This is a genomic window from Bacillus cereus group sp. BfR-BA-01380 (assembly GCF_022663535.1).
GTDB classification, from domain to species: Bacteria; Bacillota; Bacilli; order Bacillales; family Bacillaceae_G; genus Bacillus_A; species Bacillus_A cereus_BB.
In genome coordinates this window covers 65,820-80,109 of record NZ_JAKUFS010000008.1, presented here as the reverse complement: position 1 = coordinate 80,109, position 14,290 = coordinate 65,820, and the positions used below count along the sequence as shown (strand labels likewise).

The window sequence follows — 14,290 nt, the reverse complement described above, 5'->3', positions numbered from 1 at the left end:
CGTTATCGCCATCAAGTTTAGACAAATTTGTATCGATAATAGAAGTTCTATCGAAACGCTATTAATAGAAAGAAAAGTAGGGGGAGCGGAGAGATATACGTATCTCGGCTGCCCCTACTCGTATGCTGTATAGAGTTTGTCCACTATTTAACAATCAGAACATGAGGAAAGTACTTGATAATTTATATAACTAGGATCATAGTAAATGAATTGGTTTCCTCCTAGGTTTAACCATCCATTTTGTTCGTAATATACTTTATAAGATTCATTGTGATGTAATGTACGAATCACATTACCGTTCAGAGAAGGTTGATCCCTTAAATTCACATTATCACCTGTAATTGTAGCAACACCTATATAGTTGCAATAACAAATATAACTAGGATCATAATAAACAAATTCATTTCCGCCTAAGTTTAACCATCCATTTTGTTCGTAAAATACTTTATAGGACTCATTACGATGCAATGTCCCAATGACATTGCCGCTCAGAGAAGGTTGATCTCGTAAATTTACATTATCACCTGCGATTGTAGCAACTCCTATAAATGAACTGCTAGGTCCGTTATTATTGTTGTTAATATCCAAATCTACATAGGATATATTCAAATCGACATTCCCGTTAATACCTTCTATACTTCCAGTATCTGTGTACTGCCAAATATCACAATCCATTCCTGGACCGCTTGTACTATATCGTGCAACCCACAATAAGGTATTTTGTAAACGTGAAATGTTTAGGTTATTCTGGAAGAAATATAGATTGCTATAAACGCCAGTACTAGTATAACCCGCATTTTTTAATTCTGTTAAAAATGCATTCACAGCATCTGTTAACGTATTCGGATCTAAATTTCCATCATTGACTTCTACATCGACAAATACAGGGGCAGTTAACGTGACGCTCTGTAAATTTTTAATAAAGAAAGCAGCCTCTTGTCTTGCATCATTAATAGAGATTGCTCGGAAAAAGTGGTAAGCTCCTGTCAGAATACCAACATTGTTCGCACTGTTTATATTGTATTGAAAAGTTGGATCTACAAAATTGGTACCTTGCTCAGAACCTTCTGTTACTTTTGCAATCATAAAGGTTACTTGATTCGGATCATTCTTTACTTGATTCCAATCAATTCTACCTTCATGGTGACTCACGTCAATTCCAAACGACATAATATAACACTCCAAAAAATTTATTTAATCTTTTGAGGGATTATACTATTTTATATTCCGAATATCTTAAAGTGTTAATGAATATGTAGGGAATTTTGTACAATTTCTATTATTTCTCATTTAAACGATGATAGGATTCGACTGAGATATATTTTAGTCGAATCCTATCATCATGAAGCTAATGTTGTAAAGTGTATCAAAAAAATGAAATCTCTATTTATATTTTTCAGAAAAATAGTTAAGAAGAGGCAACTATTGTGGTTTGTGAAAGAGGAGGGACTTTATTAAAAAAGTGCCCCAAAACGAAATTTTCGTCTTGGGGGATTATTTGTTTCTTTTATAAACATAACATTTACCAGACAGGTTTTAAGCTCGATGATAATTTACCTTCATTCGCTTCATAAACTAACTTTGTTAAATCTTCTTTGAGCATCTGCATCCGTTCAGCACCTATCTTTTCAATCCAGCGCTCCTCAATCTCAGTTAGTATCTCATCTTTTGTTTTCAACGCTAACCAACCTCGTTCGGTCAAAATAATAATTTTTCCTCTCTTATCAGTGGGATGAGTTTGACGCATTACATAACCACTTTTCTCAAGATGATCCACCATTTTACTCACAGCTTGCTTTGTAATTCCTAAGTATTCAGCTAGTTCTATACCTGTCGCTCCATCAGGGGTGATGCGTTTAAACATAAAACCATGTGCAGGTCTAATATCTCCAAACCCTAATTCACTCATTTTGTCATTTAGTTCATCAATCAACGTACTAAAGGATAATGATAAAAGTGATGTAAGATCCAATTTACTAAATACTTGATGATTCATACATAAAACCTCCTTAAATAAAGTCAATTAAGTTGACTTTATTTGAATTCCATTGTACTATGCGTAATATAGTCAATCAAGTTGACCGTATTTGATTATAAAAGAAATAGAATTCACCGAAATAAAACTGAATAAATTATGATGGGTTTCCTTGCTATGAATGTTATAAACAAACAGATTTTGGTTCATTTGAAGTTATATATACACATGATTTCAGAGAAACTGGTGACACGCCAGAAGCGTTAGCTAGAGAAATGGAATACAGCTTTAAAATGACGATATAGATATAAATATGAAGCAAAAGAGTATCGCTATGTAAACAAGAAGCAGCAAATGGTAAAGGAAAAGTAATTCATTATGCGAAAGAAATTGTGACCTGTTTTGCTGGGTGGTTCCATATTATGTCTTACCCAAAATAAAGAATTACAGAGGTGTTTCTTATGACTAATATCGTTAAAATTAGAGCAAGTGTATTTATTCCAATGTCTTGGACTGAACCTAAGAAGGATATTCATACAGGAAACGTCATCCAATTCGAAGGTGACTCACGTGAATTTACACCTTATGCTGTAAATGCTATGCGTTCCAGAATTGAACAAGAAGTAGTTGTAGATTTTTACAAAAAAGAAATTTTCACATATGCGAATACTGGCATAACAACAGAAAGAGTCACAACTCCAGATGGTTCTGTTCATAAAAGAACAGGAAAAGCTAGTATAGAAAGTATTTTGTGCACTGATATTGTATGGAGTTCTGATGACGTCAAGTTTCAAATGAGTGCAAGTGCTAGCAACCCATTAAATATATATGCACCTCCCGTTGACTATCTATTAACTGTACATGTCAAAGAAGATGGTATTGTCGATATTCAAGGTGCACATGATGGATTTCCTTGTTATGAATTTTATAAGCAAGTAAATTTTGGTCCGTTTAAAGAAATTCATACACATGATTTCAGGGAAACTAGTGATACACCTGAAGCACTAGCTGGAGAAATGGAGTATAGTTTTAAAAAAATATTGTAAAGACAATGTGCTGCCACATTGTCATCAAGCCAAGATAAATTTGTATTCATAATAATAACCATTACAATGGGATACCCTTTTTAGTGAGTAAATGAACAACGTAAGAGTGAGTAATAGGAGGAACAGAGAATGACAACAGTTTTATTTGTAAAAGCAAACAATCGTCCAGCAGACCAGGCAGTTAGTGTGAAATTATATGAGGCCTTTTTAGCGAGCTACAAAGAATCACATCCAAATGATACAGTGGTAGAGCTTGATTTATTCAATGAAGAATTGCCATATGTAGGAGTAGATATGATTAACGGTACATTTAAGGCGAGTAGAGGCCTTGATTTAACAGAAAAGGAAGCAAAAGCAGTAGCTGTTGCTGATAAATATTTAGATCAATTCCTTGCAGCTGATAAAGTTGTATTTGGTTTCCCATTATGGAATTTAACAATCCCAGCTGTACTGCACACATATATTGATTATTTAAACCGTGCGGGCAAAACATTTAAATATACGCCGGAAGGTCCAGTAGGTCTTATTGGAGATAAGAAAATTGCATTATTAAACGCAAGTGGCGGTGTATATTCTACAGGACCAAAAGCTGAAATGGAAATGGCTGTTAAATATGTAGCAAGTATGATGGGCTTCTTCGGTGCAAAAGATATCGAGAAAGTAGTGATTGAAGGTCACAACCAATTCCCTGATAAAGCAGAAGAAATTATTTCCGCAGGGCTTGAAAAGGCTGTTAAAGTAGCAAGTACGTTTTAATTAACAAAACACTTGTCACGCAATATGGCAGTACCAACACTTTTACAAGCGGTGGTACTGCTTTTTTATTCGCTTATCCCGCCACTTTTGGGCGGTAAGAATGTATGAAACAATAGAAAGCAGGATTACATTATAATGGAACGATTATGGACAAAGAACTATATAATGTTGACAATTACAGCATTATTACTATTTAGTGGTTTTTATTTACTCATGCCAACACTACCGATGTTTATTAAACAATTAGGTGGGAGTGAATCTCAAGTTGGATTTATTATTGGAGTGTTTACAATATCGGCAGTCATTTTACGCCCTATTGTAGGCGGATTAATGGATCGATACGGCAGGCGCGTATTTATAATAAGCGGACTATTATTTTTTGCAATGACAATGTATTTTTACGATTGGGTAACAGGAGTTATATTTTTAGTAGTATTACGTATCCTCCATGGAATGAGCTGGGCAATTGCTACAACTTCGATCGGAACGGCCGTGACTGATGTGATTCCACCATCTCGTCGCGGAGAAGGAATGGGATGGTATGGACTTGCAATGACTTTAGGCATGGCTTTAGGACCAATATTAGGTCTTTGGGTAGTGGGATCGTTTTCATTTCATTATCTATTTCTTCTATGTACAGCATTGGCAATTATTGCATTCATACTTGCATTTGGTACAAAAATTCCAATAGTTCAAAGTACAGAAAAAAAACCAATATCATTTTTTGAAAAAACAGTTTTACCAATCGCTGTTGTTACATTTTTCCTATCCCTGACTTTTGGGGGCATTACAACATTTTTACCATTGTTTGCGGCAAAAATTCAAGTTAATGTTGGTACGTTTTTCTTAGTGTATGCTGTCACACTTACAGTAATTAGACCACTTGCCGGGAAGATATCCGATAAACATGGAGAAGGAATTATTATTGTTCCTGCGCTTTGTACACTGATAGTCGCACTATTCGTCCTAACAATGACAAAAGGGCTTGTTGGACTCGTGATTACAGCTATTTTGTACGGAATTGGATTTGGAGCAGCGCAACCTGCTCTTCAAATCGTAACGTTACGATTAGCTCCACCAGAGAAAAGAGGAGTAGCGAACGCTACATTTTTTACTGCTTTTGATTTAGGAATTGGTTTAGGATCTATGCTTCTAGGATTTGTTTCACAAATCATGGGATATCAAATGTTATTTATTGTTTGTGCTGTATCTGGGTTTATTAGTCTGTTAATTTTTATTTTGTATGTAAAAAAGACATTAAAATAATTTTTGGTTTATGAAAAAAGCGCTATTCTTTTTGTAGAAATGTATAAAAAGGATGGCATTTTTTTTGAACTTTTCGATTCAAGATGAGTTTCGTTTGTTTGCTGAAGAACTTCTATTATCTTTCTAAGTTGTATATGAAAAAGCCCATTAAAAAATGGGCTTTTTTCTCAGGGGCTAGTAACTACTAACCACTAAGACGGTTTGATGGAATATTTATTGTAACATAATCACTTTTGTCTGAAAATATGAAAATCGTATGCAATATTGCATATTATACAAATATTACTTCATGCTATATTAATAGAGAACCTGTGGGGGGGAGAGAGTATGCAAAAACTTTTTATGGGGAGTTTAGTAGCATTAGCGATGCTAACGTGTATGTCTTTTGAACGTAACGAGGTCGCGAAGAATCCTAAAGAAGAAACTGAAGATGTGGATTTAATGTCTATCTTGCCATTTGAGTATTAATAAAAAAGAAACAATCGCTTATAACAAAAGAGATTGTTTCTTTTTTATTAATTTCCCTTCCTATATTTCGTATAAATATACTGTTTCGCATCTTCTTGTGATGGATTTCTTTCATTCTTCTTGTTGTAAATTTTGTGCAAGATCCTCAGAAATACTTTTTATATCTAATCTTCTTTTTCGAGCCCATTCATTTTTAGATTCATATAATAAACCAATCTAAATATCAACGGAAAAAACAAAGATCCTACTAAGGATGGAATAAATACGGTATTAAAAAGTGAACATACTCCAAAAAATATTACTGCAAAAAAGTAGAACACAATAGCATTCCAATAAACAAAACGCGCAAATTTAGTTTGGAACGTGTCGCCTTTTTTGCAAGGTTTACCAAATACAAATTGGACAAATTTAATCAATGTAATCACTTCTTTCTGTAATAATTAAAGTTTTTTATACCATTAGAAATGGCTTTTAACCAAATACTTTTCCTTTATATTATCTAGACAGCATTAAACTGAAATGTTATATTTTCAATTGCAATCCAAATATTTGATATTTTACTATAATTTATTAAAATAAGAACGGAGAGATCTTGCATGCAATGGTATTGAAAAGTACTTAAAAACTATGTAGGATTTCGAGGGAGAACTCGTCGTAAAGAATATTGGATGTTTCTCCTTATTCATGTAATCGTATTCTGTGTACTTGCATTCCTTGGAGAAGTAGTATCAAAAACATTTTTGTCAATTGGTGGATTTTATCCCGCATTAACGGGCAGTAAGACCCCCACCTCAAGATTCAGAGAGAAACGAGAAAGATAGGTGGGGGATAACTGCCCGTAAAAGCCCGATTGGTTCAACTAACCATCAGTGGGAGATGAAAAAACTCTCCACTGATGGAAGTTTCACTTTATATAATCGCAATGACATTGCCAACACTTGCTGTTAGGGCTCGCAGGCTACATGATACTGGAAAAACAGGATGGTTGCAACTGCTGAACTTTATTCCTATCATTGGCCTTATTGTTCTCCTTGTATTCTTTTTCCAGAATAGTCAAGAAGGCGATAACAAATACGGCCCGAGTCCCAAGTTTGATGGTAAGTGTTACTATTTTTTACTATATGTGGCGGTGCTGGATGCGCAGTATAGTAATGAAAAATCAATCGTTATCTAAATTTTTCAAATTAAATTACTCTTTTTAGAATAGGATGAAAAAATATTATTTGGAGGAGAAAATTGTGGAAAAAGTTATTCGAGAATCTTTGAAAGATATTTTTATAAAGATATTTTCAATCATAATATTTGCTATACATAGTATTGGAATTACATTGTCTTGTTTTTATGCAGTAATACTTGTATTATTTTGGGATGATCCAAGTCTTGATATGAGTAAGGACTATCTACCTATGGTGTGGAAAATGATGTATCCAATATTACTAGGTTTTCTATTCTTGGTAATCGCATTATATGTAAGTGGGACATATGAGAAAAAAACAGATGATTCCATTTCAAAAAAGAGAAAAAAACGAGGGATCTTTCTTTTATTTGCATTGATTATTCCAGTGATATTAGTTTGTTTAAGTTTTGTATAATCTTTATTGTAATGGTGTAGGATTATTAGTAGATGGTATAGGAATGGAAAAGTTATTATCATAGTTTAAATAACCTTGTGGAAAACAAGGTTATTCTTTATATGTAATTTGCATGATTTTGTTCTATTGTTACACGAATTTCTATATTTTTTAAACAATGTTATGTTGACGATATATATAAATCCAACTGGACTTTCCAACACACGAGTCGCCGCCATACTGAACAAAAAATAACCTGCTACTTTTTTCTCTCTTTGTTTGAACTTCGCACGTGGAAGAAAAAGGAACTGGCCGCTTCTACGCATGGCCAGACGCTCTCGACCATCTAAAAAGAAAAGGGGTTTATGTCAGGTTTTTAATTTGTATTTACATATATAGATTTTATATATGTAACTCTCTTATACTAATCAGTGGTTCTTAATTCGTTATAAGTATTAGAGAACAAGATAGTATTTGTATGTCTAAGTCTAATAGCTTTCTCGTTTCATATTTTCTTCTTGCCGAAAATATTATTTAAACCGCTAATTAAAAGTGCCAGCCCGGGGAAGAAATAAAATGCAGTTTGATTTATACAAATAAATAGACCTATTGCAGATAGTATCATTAAACATCCAGCTTCCTTAAATGTACTCTTAGCTTTTATGAATCCCAGAAATCCTACAATAGAAAAAAATACACCTATACAACCAATAGTAAGACATTTCTTAGCGCCTTCTGGTTGTTCCATTTCCCCTAGTAATAAAATGATTAACGAACACAATAATCCTAAAATTGCACCTGTAAGTCCTAATGCATCTTCAACTGTACGCTTCAATGTAGATCCCTACCTTTAAACTAGTTAATGAAAACAAAGAATCGTTAGAATTAAATGGTATAATACTAAAAAACGGATATACCAAATAAACCTATCGTTTTTGTGATTTTATGGAGGTTTCACTTTATTTTATTTTTCTAATGACTCTTTGTATACAATAATCTTGTTTTCAAGCATTTTCTCAGTGATTACTAGGTTTTCTATTTGATTTTGAATGAATGTTCTATGATCTTCTAAAAGCTTTAAACGTGTTTTCGTTGTGTGTTCTCCTTCTGTATATAATCGTGCATATTCTCGTATTTGTGCTATTGGCATCTGGGTTTGTTTTAACTTCATGACAAACCGTAACCATGTAATTTGTGAGTCATTAAATAATCTGTTTCCATTTGCATCGCGATTCGCAACTATTATCTTTTCTTTTTCATAATACCGTAATGTATGTGTACTCACTCCTAATAATTTACCTACCTCACTAATCGTATACATCATAACCTCCGCATCTAATTCAGTCATAAGTATTTCACTGTCTTATTAAGATTATCAAAAAATTTGACTTAGAGTATACTCTAACCAATACAATTTAACCATAGTGAATTTATAATAAAATCGTTTAAATTTAGGAGGAATTTACATGAAGTATACTGTTATCACAGGGGCTAGCTCAGGGATTGGTTATGAGACTGCCTTAGCTTTTGCGGCTCGTGGAAAAAACTTAATACTTGTAGCTCGAAGAAAAAAAGAATTAGAGAATCTAAAGTTAACAATCGCAAAAATGAACCCAGACTTAGATGTTGTAATACGAAAAACTGACTTATCAGTTACGAAAAACGTGTATGAGCTTTACGAAAGTCTTAAAGATTTTCAAATTGAAACATGGATTAACAATGCAGGATTTGGTAATTTCGATTCAGTTGCTGAACAAGACTTAAACAAGATAGAGACAATGTTACATTTAAATATTGAAGCATTAACAATACTGTCATCTCTTTTCGTTCGTGATTACTCGAACGTTGCGGATACACAGCTTATTAATGTTTCATCAGGTGGAGGATATACGATTATTGCAAATGCCATTACTTACTGTGCTTCTAAATTCTATGTGAGCGCATTTACAGAAGGGCTAGCTCATGAACTTAAAGCACAAGGGGCAAAATTACAAGCAAAAGTTTTGGCGCCTGGTGCGACTGAAACAGAATTTGCAAAACGTTCTTTTGATATTGAAGAATTTCAATATGAAGGTGTTGTACCTAAATTTCATACTGCAAAACAAATGGCAGAGTTTATGATGGAGCTTTATGATAGTGATAAGGTTGTCGGGATTGTAGATGGACTTACATATGAATATGAACTTAAAGATCCTATTTTTAATTTTGGAGTAAGAAAAAAATAGTTCAGATTCCTAAAAAGCTAGCTTTATGTTAGCTTTTTTTACTTTCAATAAAAATGCTTCATTTGAAGTTTTAAAGTAGGGGTATCGCCCATGCCCATTCTCTTAAAAATATGAACTACCCCCAGGTATAAAAAAACGTTATACTTTCTAATAATCCTGTAAAATCGATGCAGTGACCTCTTATAGAGAAAACTCCGGTTTATCAGCGTTATCAAGTGGAGTGTGATGAAAGATGAAAAAAATTCTTGCTATATCTGTCCTATCTGTCAGTTTACTTGTAGGTGGTGTCGTATTGTTTGATAGAAAAGAGACAGTGAATCAATCCTATATTTCCAAGAAAGAAAAGAAGCCTAAGGTTCAGGAAACAAACGATTCTATCATGTTAGAAGATAGCTTCCAATCTGGACTAGAAAAATGGAAAATAGCTATCAACGACTCGGAAAACCGTACCAACCTAGATACTGACACGATCACGCAGCGTGTACATGTAGTAGATGTACCCGAAATGACGGGAGATCACAAAGCAGTGCAGTTCGTTGTTCCGCATTCTCGAGGACAGTTCCGTTCGGAAATTGCACAACCATACGAAGAAGGGTTCCACGAACGTTGGTATACAGCACGGATTTATATCCCGCAGGATTGGGTGTTCGACAAGGGCAGCGGTGACGATATCGTCATGCAATGGCACGCCGTACTCGGCAGTGAGCGGGTGGATCGGGACTTTCCGGAACTGGCTATTGCAGTGAAAGGTGACAGATGGAGTATACAACGCGCATTTGGTCCTACTACGAATATAGAGCGCGATTCTAAGGCATTGGATGAACCGGTGCAAAAAGGAATCTGGTCTTCTTGGGTCATCCATGCAAAGTGGTCATCAGAGAACGATGGATTGCTACAAATATGGAAAGATGGAAAAGTTGTATGGGAAGTGCAAGGTCCTAATGCCTATGCCACGCGCGCACGTACGCCTTACCTCAAGACAGGGCTTTACCACCCGCAGTGGAAACCGAAGTACGGCGAACCGAAACCTGGTCCGGTAGAAGAACGGAAGATTTTTATCGCCAATGTCAAGATCGGAAACGAACGGGCGACCTACGAGGATATGGTGAATAGTACTAAAAATAAATAGCCCATGAAGAAAGTCTTCACGGGCTATTTATCTATTTATGTAGTAAGGGTAATATTAATAGCTTTTGTCAGCCTTAGGGTTTGAACCATATTTGTTATCGCCTTCTTGACTATCCTGGCAACAGAATACGATGAGAACGATACCACCGATGATAGGAATAAAGCATAGTAATTGCCACCATCCGCTTTTTCCAGTATCATGCAGTCTGCGGGCACCAACGGCTAATCCTGGTAATAAGATTGCTAGCATATAAAGTCCTACTAGAGCGTTAAGTATGTCTACTGTTTTTCCAAGCATTCCAAATACAAAGAAGATAATGTAGTTAATAAGGGTAAAAGTCCAGTATTCTTTACGACGAGCTCTTCCTCGAAATCCTACATAGTTTTTTAGTACGTTTACATACCATTGCATATAAGGGGCCTCCTTTTTAATATTGATAATAATTATAAAGTGGTAATATAACATTTCATCTTTATCCTGTCTAGACAATATAAGGAAAATGCTGATTCTATAGAAAAAAACCTTAATTGCTTAAGGTTTTTTTCTATAAGAGTGGAGCGGAAGGGTTATTTTTCTTTCTGCTCCTGCTGCTTCGCTAATAGTAAATTCCGCAACACATGTGCCCGGTAACTCTCTAATTTTTGCCCTTCATAATAATTAATTCCAAGCTTTTTCAACTCATACACGTACCAGCCCTTTGTTCCGTAATACATGACGAACCTTCTCCTTTTAGATTTTTAACAGTATATGCTTGATTAGGAAAAGGAAAGCTTGTTTGACCTATGGAAAATGTGGATTTTTCTGCATGTTATAATAGAATCAAATTCAAAATATTGGAGGACTTACGGTGCCAATCTACAACAAACTAGTACGCGATCGCATTCCAGAAATTATTGAAAAGACAGGAAAGACATGCACAACAAGAATTTTAGATGAAAAAGAATATATAGAAGAAATGTGTAAGAAAACAGGAGAAGAATTAGCGGAGTATGTAGAAGCGGAAACACTGGAGCATAAAGTAGAGGAACTAGCGGATTTACTGGAACTTGTTAACGCATTAGCACAGCATGAAGGGGTAACGCTCGAAGATGTGGAAAAAGTCCGTAAAGAAAAAGCTGAAAAGCGCGGTGGATTCAGGGAAAGAGTTTTCTTAATAGAGGTAAGTGATGATGAAGCAGGGGGATTACGTTAGGAAAAAAAAAAGGCATTACTCATATAAGTGATGCCAAATTATTTGTTAATTTCAAACAATAAACGAGTTCATCGTGATGACCTTTTTCGATCTCGCCAGTTGCCTCGAAACCAACTTTTTCATATATTCGTTTTGCGCGTTCGTTATCGTGGATTACCGATAAATAAATTTCTTTACATTTATATTGTGCGCTCATTTCGGCAATTACTGCTTGTAAAGCAGGAACACCATACCCTTTTCCTTGATATTGATGTCCTAACATCATACTGATTAATTCGTATCTTTCATGTTCTTTTCTATAGCCATAGGAAGCAAATCCGATTAAAGTGTGATTGTCATAAATAGCTTTTGGGATAAAATCATAAACTTGACAGGCCCCAAGGAAAAAAGCGTTAGAACCGACCCATCTTTCGAATATTTGAATGCGTTCTTCTTGGTCTTTATCCGATTTCAAACTAATAATATCCCAAAAGTTTTCTTCTGTTATTTCCAATAATTTTAGATTCATACGTTTCCTCTTTTCTCTATACTAAAAAGCTCCCCCATATAAGAAGGAGCCCTCCTACATTAAGCCGACTGCCTCTTCGCCTTCTCAAGTAAAGCAGCCAAAATATGTGTACGATATGACTCTAGTTTTCTACCTTCATAAGTACGGATACCTAATTTTTTTAGCTCATTTACGTACCAACCTTTGCTACCGAAATGCATATGATCGCTTCCTTTCTTGTTTGGAGTGATTCTGATTGTATTTTTGTGAAATGATGAATTTCCAGAGGAAAGTGGTTAACTTCTTTGTCAAAGACATATATACTAGAAGTAGTATATATTGAGGTGGACTGAACAGCGTGATTATTGAAAAGCACGAAATTCAAATTGATCAGATTACGAGTGGAAAGGTCAATATTTTTACGTTTTATCGTAATAAGAAGCAAATTGACCACCCGTTTTTACAATTGCAGGAGCCTTCTCTGACTGCGAATTATTTTTTTCCTTTTCATCTGGATGCGGAAAGTTTGCGTCTCTTGCATGAAGAGTTTCCAAGTATTTATCCGTACGATAAGAAAGAAAGTATTCAGCAGTGGACGGATAAAATAAAGGATGAGTTAAAGCGCCTGATTCAAACAGGTATGTGGAATAGGCGTGCTCGATTTGGTAATCGAATTGTAGAAGTTGTGTTTCTGTGGTGTGAAGAAGATATAGTGTGAAAAAGAAGCGGTGTGACGCTTCTTTTTTTAGCGTTGGAATAAGACAAGCTTTCCGCTTGAAGATGTGCAGCGGTGCGTGTGATCATACAATTGTTTGTCTCGTAAAAGGGTTTCACCTTTTGATTTTGCTTCTGTTTCCGTCGCAGCCTCAAATGATTCATCTAGTACTTTGGAACCGTCTTTTTCGAAAACTGTTAGTGTGTATAAGCCCATGAAAATTCCCTCCAAAAAATAATCAGAATGTTATAACTATTGTGTCATAAAATGGACGATTATGCAAAAGAAATATGTGACATGATTGTTAATAAGTAAGATAGCTTTTGTATTTATTTTTAAAGAGAGGGCGGAGAGGATTCCATCGTCATCTTACACCAACCAATGATTCTTGGTGAGTTGATGAGACATATGTGAAAGGTAACGGTCAATGGATGTACCTATATCGTGCCGTTAATCTAGAAGGAAATGCGATTGATTTTTATGTAAGTAAAACAAGAAATCATACGGTTACAAAGTGCTGTTCAAAAAAGTCACTAACATGACCCCGAGACAATATCGTCAAAAACATACTGTAATATAGATGCTCACACTTTGTGTTTTAGGGAGTACCCATCAATCCAACAAATAAAAATAGCCCAAAAGGAAAAAACGGTATTCTTTCTATTCAAGATGTAGAAGGATTATCGTTTTTTAACTCTCAAAAATAGTAATGGTTTTTTTAAAAAATGTAAAAAGTTTTTGACATTCAGAACGGAATTATATAAACTGAAAATGTAAAAAGTTTTTGACAAAACTAGAGGTGATGTTCATAAAAATGGAGAACATAATTCGTATTTTACGTAAAGAGAAAAAGCTTTCCCAAGAAGATTTAGCTAGATTATGCCGTGTTTCAAGACAAACGATTAATGCGATTGAGAATAACAAATATGATCCCACATTGGAACTTGCTTTTAATTTAGCTAAATCCCTCGGTGTAACTGTTGATCAATTATTTATTTGTAAAAATTAGGTAAGGAGAAGAGGCCAATGAAAAATGGAATGAATATCTTATTTATTTGTTTATACATTGTGATTATGGGGTTACTTGCTTTTGAATGGTACGAGAAGCAACAGTTTTCTATAACCTCGTTATTTGTAGCAACACTCATTTTGCAATCTTTATTTATGAAGCAAATTTTTAAAGGTAAAAAAGAGAGCGAGCATTTTATTGATGAAATGTTTTTACATATCAGACAGAAAAGTTTGTCAATTTGTTGTTTTGTGATGTACGTAGTAACTTTAGGTACTTTATTTTTATCAGAAGGAACATGGAATTTTAACCATATGCATAATAAACCATTAATTTTTTTGGTCTTTTTATACCCTATCGTTTACCAAATTAGTCATATGCTTATTTCAAGACGTAACTCTTAATTTAAGAATTTAGACCGTTTCAAAGTGAAAAAAAACGTTATTCTTTC

The 14,290-nt window shown here is 34.6% G+C and carries 21 protein-coding genes and 4 pseudogenes; 15 read left to right on the top strand and 10 right to left on the bottom strand.

Translation table 11 applies throughout. The annotated features are described in order from the left end of the window. Positions 1-147: 147 nt before the first annotated feature. Together MR076_RS09850 and MR076_RS09845 are read right to left on the bottom strand one after the other, a co-directional pair. Positions 148-1,170, bottom strand: a complete 1,023-nt coding sequence (locus MR076_RS09850; protein WP_242220156.1) for a GH25 family lysozyme — start codon at positions 1,168-1,170, stop codon at positions 148-150. Between the two features lie 352 nt (positions 1,171-1,522). Further along, positions 1,523-1,996: a MarR family winged helix-turn-helix transcriptional regulator gene (locus MR076_RS09845; protein ID WP_242220154.1), complete on the bottom strand. Its 474-nt coding sequence runs from the start codon at positions 1,994-1,996 to the stop codon at positions 1,523-1,525. 137 nt (positions 1,997-2,133) lie between these two features. On the opposite strand from MR076_RS09845, the pseudogene MR076_RS09840 reads away from it, so the two are divergent. The 5 genes and pseudogenes from MR076_RS09840 to MR076_RS09820 form a co-directional block, all read left to right on the top strand. After that, positions 2,134-2,280 (top strand): annotated as a pseudogene (locus MR076_RS09840) (DUF3238 domain-containing protein); the annotation flags it as partial. Between the two features lie 156 nt (positions 2,281-2,436). Further along, a complete protein-coding gene (locus MR076_RS09835; RefSeq protein WP_242220153.1) occupies positions 2,437-3,021 on the top strand; it encodes a DUF3238 domain-containing protein in 585 nt (194 codons plus the stop codon). Between the two features lie 129 nt (positions 3,022-3,150). After that, positions 3,151-3,777 carry an FMN-dependent NADH-azoreductase gene (locus MR076_RS09830; RefSeq protein ID WP_242220151.1) on the top strand — a complete coding sequence of 209 codons (627 nt, stop codon included), beginning with the start codon at positions 3,151-3,153 and terminating at the stop codon, positions 3,775-3,777. A 135-nt stretch (positions 3,778-3,912) separates the two neighbouring features. Then, positions 3,913-5,043 carry an MFS transporter gene (locus tag MR076_RS09825; protein ID WP_242220149.1) on the top strand — a complete coding sequence of 377 codons (1,131 nt, stop codon included), beginning with the start codon at positions 3,913-3,915 and terminating at the stop codon, positions 5,041-5,043. Between the two features lie 327 nt (positions 5,044-5,370). After that, entirely contained in the window at positions 5,371-5,511 is a 141-nt protein-coding gene (locus MR076_RS09820; RefSeq protein ID WP_242220147.1) for a hypothetical protein, read from the top strand. A 164-nt stretch (positions 5,512-5,675) separates the two neighbouring features. Here MR076_RS09820 and MR076_RS09815 read toward each other — a convergent pair whose 3' ends face one another. After that, entirely contained in the window at positions 5,676-5,927 is a 252-nt protein-coding gene (locus tag MR076_RS09815) for a hypothetical protein (protein WP_242220145.1), read from the bottom strand. 222 nt (positions 5,928-6,149) lie between these two features. On the opposite strand from MR076_RS09815, the pseudogene MR076_RS26780 reads away from it, so the two are divergent. The 3 genes and pseudogenes from MR076_RS26780 to MR076_RS09800 all read left to right on the top strand — a co-directional run. Continuing rightward, positions 6,150-6,332: pseudogene (locus MR076_RS26780) on the top strand (DUF805 domain-containing protein); the annotation flags it as partial. Positions 6,333-6,406: 74 nt separating this feature from the next. Further along, positions 6,407-6,598 (top strand): annotated as a pseudogene (locus MR076_RS09805) (DUF805 domain-containing protein); the annotation flags it as partial. 151 nt (positions 6,599-6,749) lie between these two features. Next, the gene (locus MR076_RS09800) at positions 6,750-7,103 is read left to right on the top strand and encodes a hypothetical protein (protein ID WP_242220143.1); all 354 of its coding nucleotides are present in this window, start codon (positions 6,750-6,752) and stop codon (positions 7,101-7,103) included. A gap of 484 nt (positions 7,104-7,587) precedes the next feature. Here MR076_RS09800 and MR076_RS09795 read toward each other — a convergent pair whose 3' ends face one another. Continuing rightward, positions 7,588-7,917 carry a hypothetical protein gene (locus MR076_RS09795; protein ID WP_242220141.1) on the bottom strand — a complete coding sequence of 110 codons (330 nt, stop codon included), beginning with the start codon at positions 7,915-7,917 and terminating at the stop codon, positions 7,588-7,590. A gap of 129 nt (positions 7,918-8,046) precedes the next feature. Then, positions 8,047-8,403, bottom strand: a complete 357-nt coding sequence (locus tag MR076_RS09790; RefSeq protein WP_242220398.1) for a MerR family transcriptional regulator — start codon at positions 8,401-8,403, stop codon at positions 8,047-8,049. A gap of 145 nt (positions 8,404-8,548) precedes the next feature. Between MR076_RS09790 and MR076_RS09785 the strand changes: the two genes are divergently transcribed. Beyond that, the gene (locus MR076_RS09785) at positions 8,549-9,307 is read left to right on the top strand and encodes an SDR family NAD(P)-dependent oxidoreductase (protein ID WP_242220138.1); all 759 of its coding nucleotides are present in this window, start codon (positions 8,549-8,551) and stop codon (positions 9,305-9,307) included. Positions 9,308-9,539: 232 nt separating this feature from the next. Continuing rightward, positions 9,540-10,436 (top strand): polysaccharide lyase family 20 protein, encoded by an 897-nt coding sequence (locus MR076_RS09780; protein ID WP_242220136.1) that lies wholly within the window; start codon positions 9,540-9,542, stop codon positions 10,434-10,436. Between the two features lie 54 nt (positions 10,437-10,490). Here the strand turns inward: MR076_RS09780 and MR076_RS09775 are convergent, their stop codons facing one another. Together MR076_RS09775 and MR076_RS09770 are read right to left on the bottom strand one after the other, a co-directional pair. Then, the gene (locus MR076_RS09775; RefSeq protein WP_242220134.1) at positions 10,491-10,847 is read right to left on the bottom strand and encodes a DUF805 domain-containing protein; all 357 of its coding nucleotides are present in this window, start codon (positions 10,845-10,847) and stop codon (positions 10,491-10,493) included. 155 nt (positions 10,848-11,002) lie between these two features. Further along, positions 11,003-11,149, bottom strand: coding sequence for a DUF2639 domain-containing protein (locus MR076_RS09770; RefSeq protein ID WP_242220132.1), 147 nt, complete (start codon positions 11,147-11,149; stop codon positions 11,003-11,005). 134 nt (positions 11,150-11,283) lie between these two features. Here MR076_RS09770 and MR076_RS09765 point away from each other — a divergent pair, with 134 nt between their 5' ends. After that, a complete protein-coding gene (locus tag MR076_RS09765; protein ID WP_242220130.1) occupies positions 11,284-11,628 on the top strand; it encodes a nucleoside triphosphate pyrophosphohydrolase in 345 nt (114 codons plus the stop codon). A 19-nt stretch (positions 11,629-11,647) separates the two neighbouring features. Here the strand turns inward: MR076_RS09765 and MR076_RS09760 are convergent, their stop codons facing one another. Together MR076_RS09760 and MR076_RS09755 are read right to left on the bottom strand one after the other, a co-directional pair. Then, entirely contained in the window at positions 11,648-12,136 is a 489-nt protein-coding gene (locus tag MR076_RS09760) for a GNAT family N-acetyltransferase (protein ID WP_242220128.1), read from the bottom strand. A gap of 59 nt (positions 12,137-12,195) precedes the next feature. Beyond that, entirely contained in the window at positions 12,196-12,336 is a 141-nt protein-coding gene (locus MR076_RS09755) for a YflJ family protein (protein ID WP_242220126.1), read from the bottom strand. Between the two features lie 137 nt (positions 12,337-12,473). On the opposite strand from MR076_RS09755, the gene MR076_RS09750 reads away from it, so the two are divergent. Further along, on the top strand, positions 12,474-12,833 hold the full coding sequence (locus MR076_RS09750; RefSeq protein ID WP_242220124.1) for a hypothetical protein: 360 nt from the start codon (positions 12,474-12,476) through the stop codon (positions 12,831-12,833). Between the two features lie 27 nt (positions 12,834-12,860). Here MR076_RS09750 and MR076_RS09745 read toward each other — a convergent pair whose 3' ends face one another. Next, positions 12,861-13,046 (bottom strand): YhzD family protein, encoded by a 186-nt coding sequence (locus MR076_RS09745; RefSeq protein WP_242220122.1) that lies wholly within the window; start codon positions 13,044-13,046, stop codon positions 12,861-12,863. Positions 13,047-13,195: 149 nt separating this feature from the next. On the opposite strand from MR076_RS09745, the pseudogene MR076_RS09740 reads away from it, so the two are divergent. From MR076_RS09740 to MR076_RS09730, 3 genes and pseudogenes are all read left to right on the top strand, one after another. Continuing rightward, positions 13,196-13,366, top strand: a pseudogene (locus tag MR076_RS09740) (DDE-type integrase/transposase/recombinase); the annotation flags it as partial. Between the two features lie 278 nt (positions 13,367-13,644). Beyond that, positions 13,645-13,839 (top strand): helix-turn-helix transcriptional regulator, encoded by a 195-nt coding sequence (locus MR076_RS09735; protein ID WP_242220120.1) that lies wholly within the window; start codon positions 13,645-13,647, stop codon positions 13,837-13,839. 17 nt (positions 13,840-13,856) lie between these two features. Further along, complete coding sequence (locus tag MR076_RS09730) at positions 13,857-14,243, top strand: hypothetical protein (protein ID WP_242220118.1); 387 nt, start codon at positions 13,857-13,859, stop codon at positions 14,241-14,243. The last annotated feature ends 47 nt before the right edge of the window (positions 14,244-14,290 follow it).

Bases quoted from the DNA above. Each gene is read 5' to 3' on its own strand.
- MR076_RS09835 (WP_242220153.1), top strand. From the start codon at position 2,437: ATGACTAATATCGTTAAAATTAGAGCAAGTGTATTTATTCCAATGTCT.
- MR076_RS09735 (WP_242220120.1), top strand. From the start codon at position 13,645: ATGGAGAACATAATTCGTATTTTACGTAAAGAGAAAAAGCTTTCCCAA.
- MR076_RS09745 (WP_242220122.1), bottom strand. From the start codon at position 13,046: ATGGGCTTATACACACTAACAGTTTTCGAAAAAGACGGTTCCAAAGTA.
- MR076_RS09825 (WP_242220149.1), top strand. From the start codon at position 3,913: ATGGAACGATTATGGACAAAGAACTATATAATGTTGACAATTACAGCA.
- MR076_RS09850 (WP_242220156.1), bottom strand. From the start codon at position 1,170: ATGTCGTTTGGAATTGACGTGAGTCACCATGAAGGTAGAATTGATTGG.
- MR076_RS09790 (WP_242220398.1), bottom strand. From the start codon at position 8,403: ATGTATACGATTAGTGAGGTAGGTAAATTATTAGGAGTGAGTACACAT.
- MR076_RS09755 (WP_242220126.1), bottom strand. From the start codon at position 12,336: ATGCATTTCGGTAGCAAAGGTTGGTACGTAAATGAGCTAAAAAAATTA.
- MR076_RS09770 (WP_242220132.1), bottom strand. From the start codon at position 11,149: ATGTATTACGGAACAAAGGGCTGGTACGTGTATGAGTTGAAAAAGCTT.
- MR076_RS09780 (WP_242220136.1), top strand. From the start codon at position 9,540: ATGAAAAAAATTCTTGCTATATCTGTCCTATCTGTCAGTTTACTTGTA.
- MR076_RS09830 (WP_242220151.1), top strand. From the start codon at position 3,151: ATGACAACAGTTTTATTTGTAAAAGCAAACAATCGTCCAGCAGACCAG.
- MR076_RS09775 (WP_242220134.1), bottom strand. From the start codon at position 10,847: ATGCAATGGTATGTAAACGTACTAAAAAACTATGTAGGATTTCGAGGA.
- MR076_RS09785 (WP_242220138.1), top strand. From the start codon at position 8,549: ATGAAGTATACTGTTATCACAGGGGCTAGCTCAGGGATTGGTTATGAG.
- MR076_RS09845 (WP_242220154.1), bottom strand. From the start codon at position 1,996: ATGAATCATCAAGTATTTAGTAAATTGGATCTTACATCACTTTTATCA.
- MR076_RS09760 (WP_242220128.1), bottom strand. From the start codon at position 12,136: ATGAATCTAAAATTATTGGAAATAACAGAAGAAAACTTTTGGGATATT.
- MR076_RS09820 (WP_242220147.1), top strand. From the start codon at position 5,371: ATGCAAAAACTTTTTATGGGGAGTTTAGTAGCATTAGCGATGCTAACG.
- MR076_RS09730 (WP_242220118.1), top strand. From the start codon at position 13,857: ATGAAAAATGGAATGAATATCTTATTTATTTGTTTATACATTGTGATT.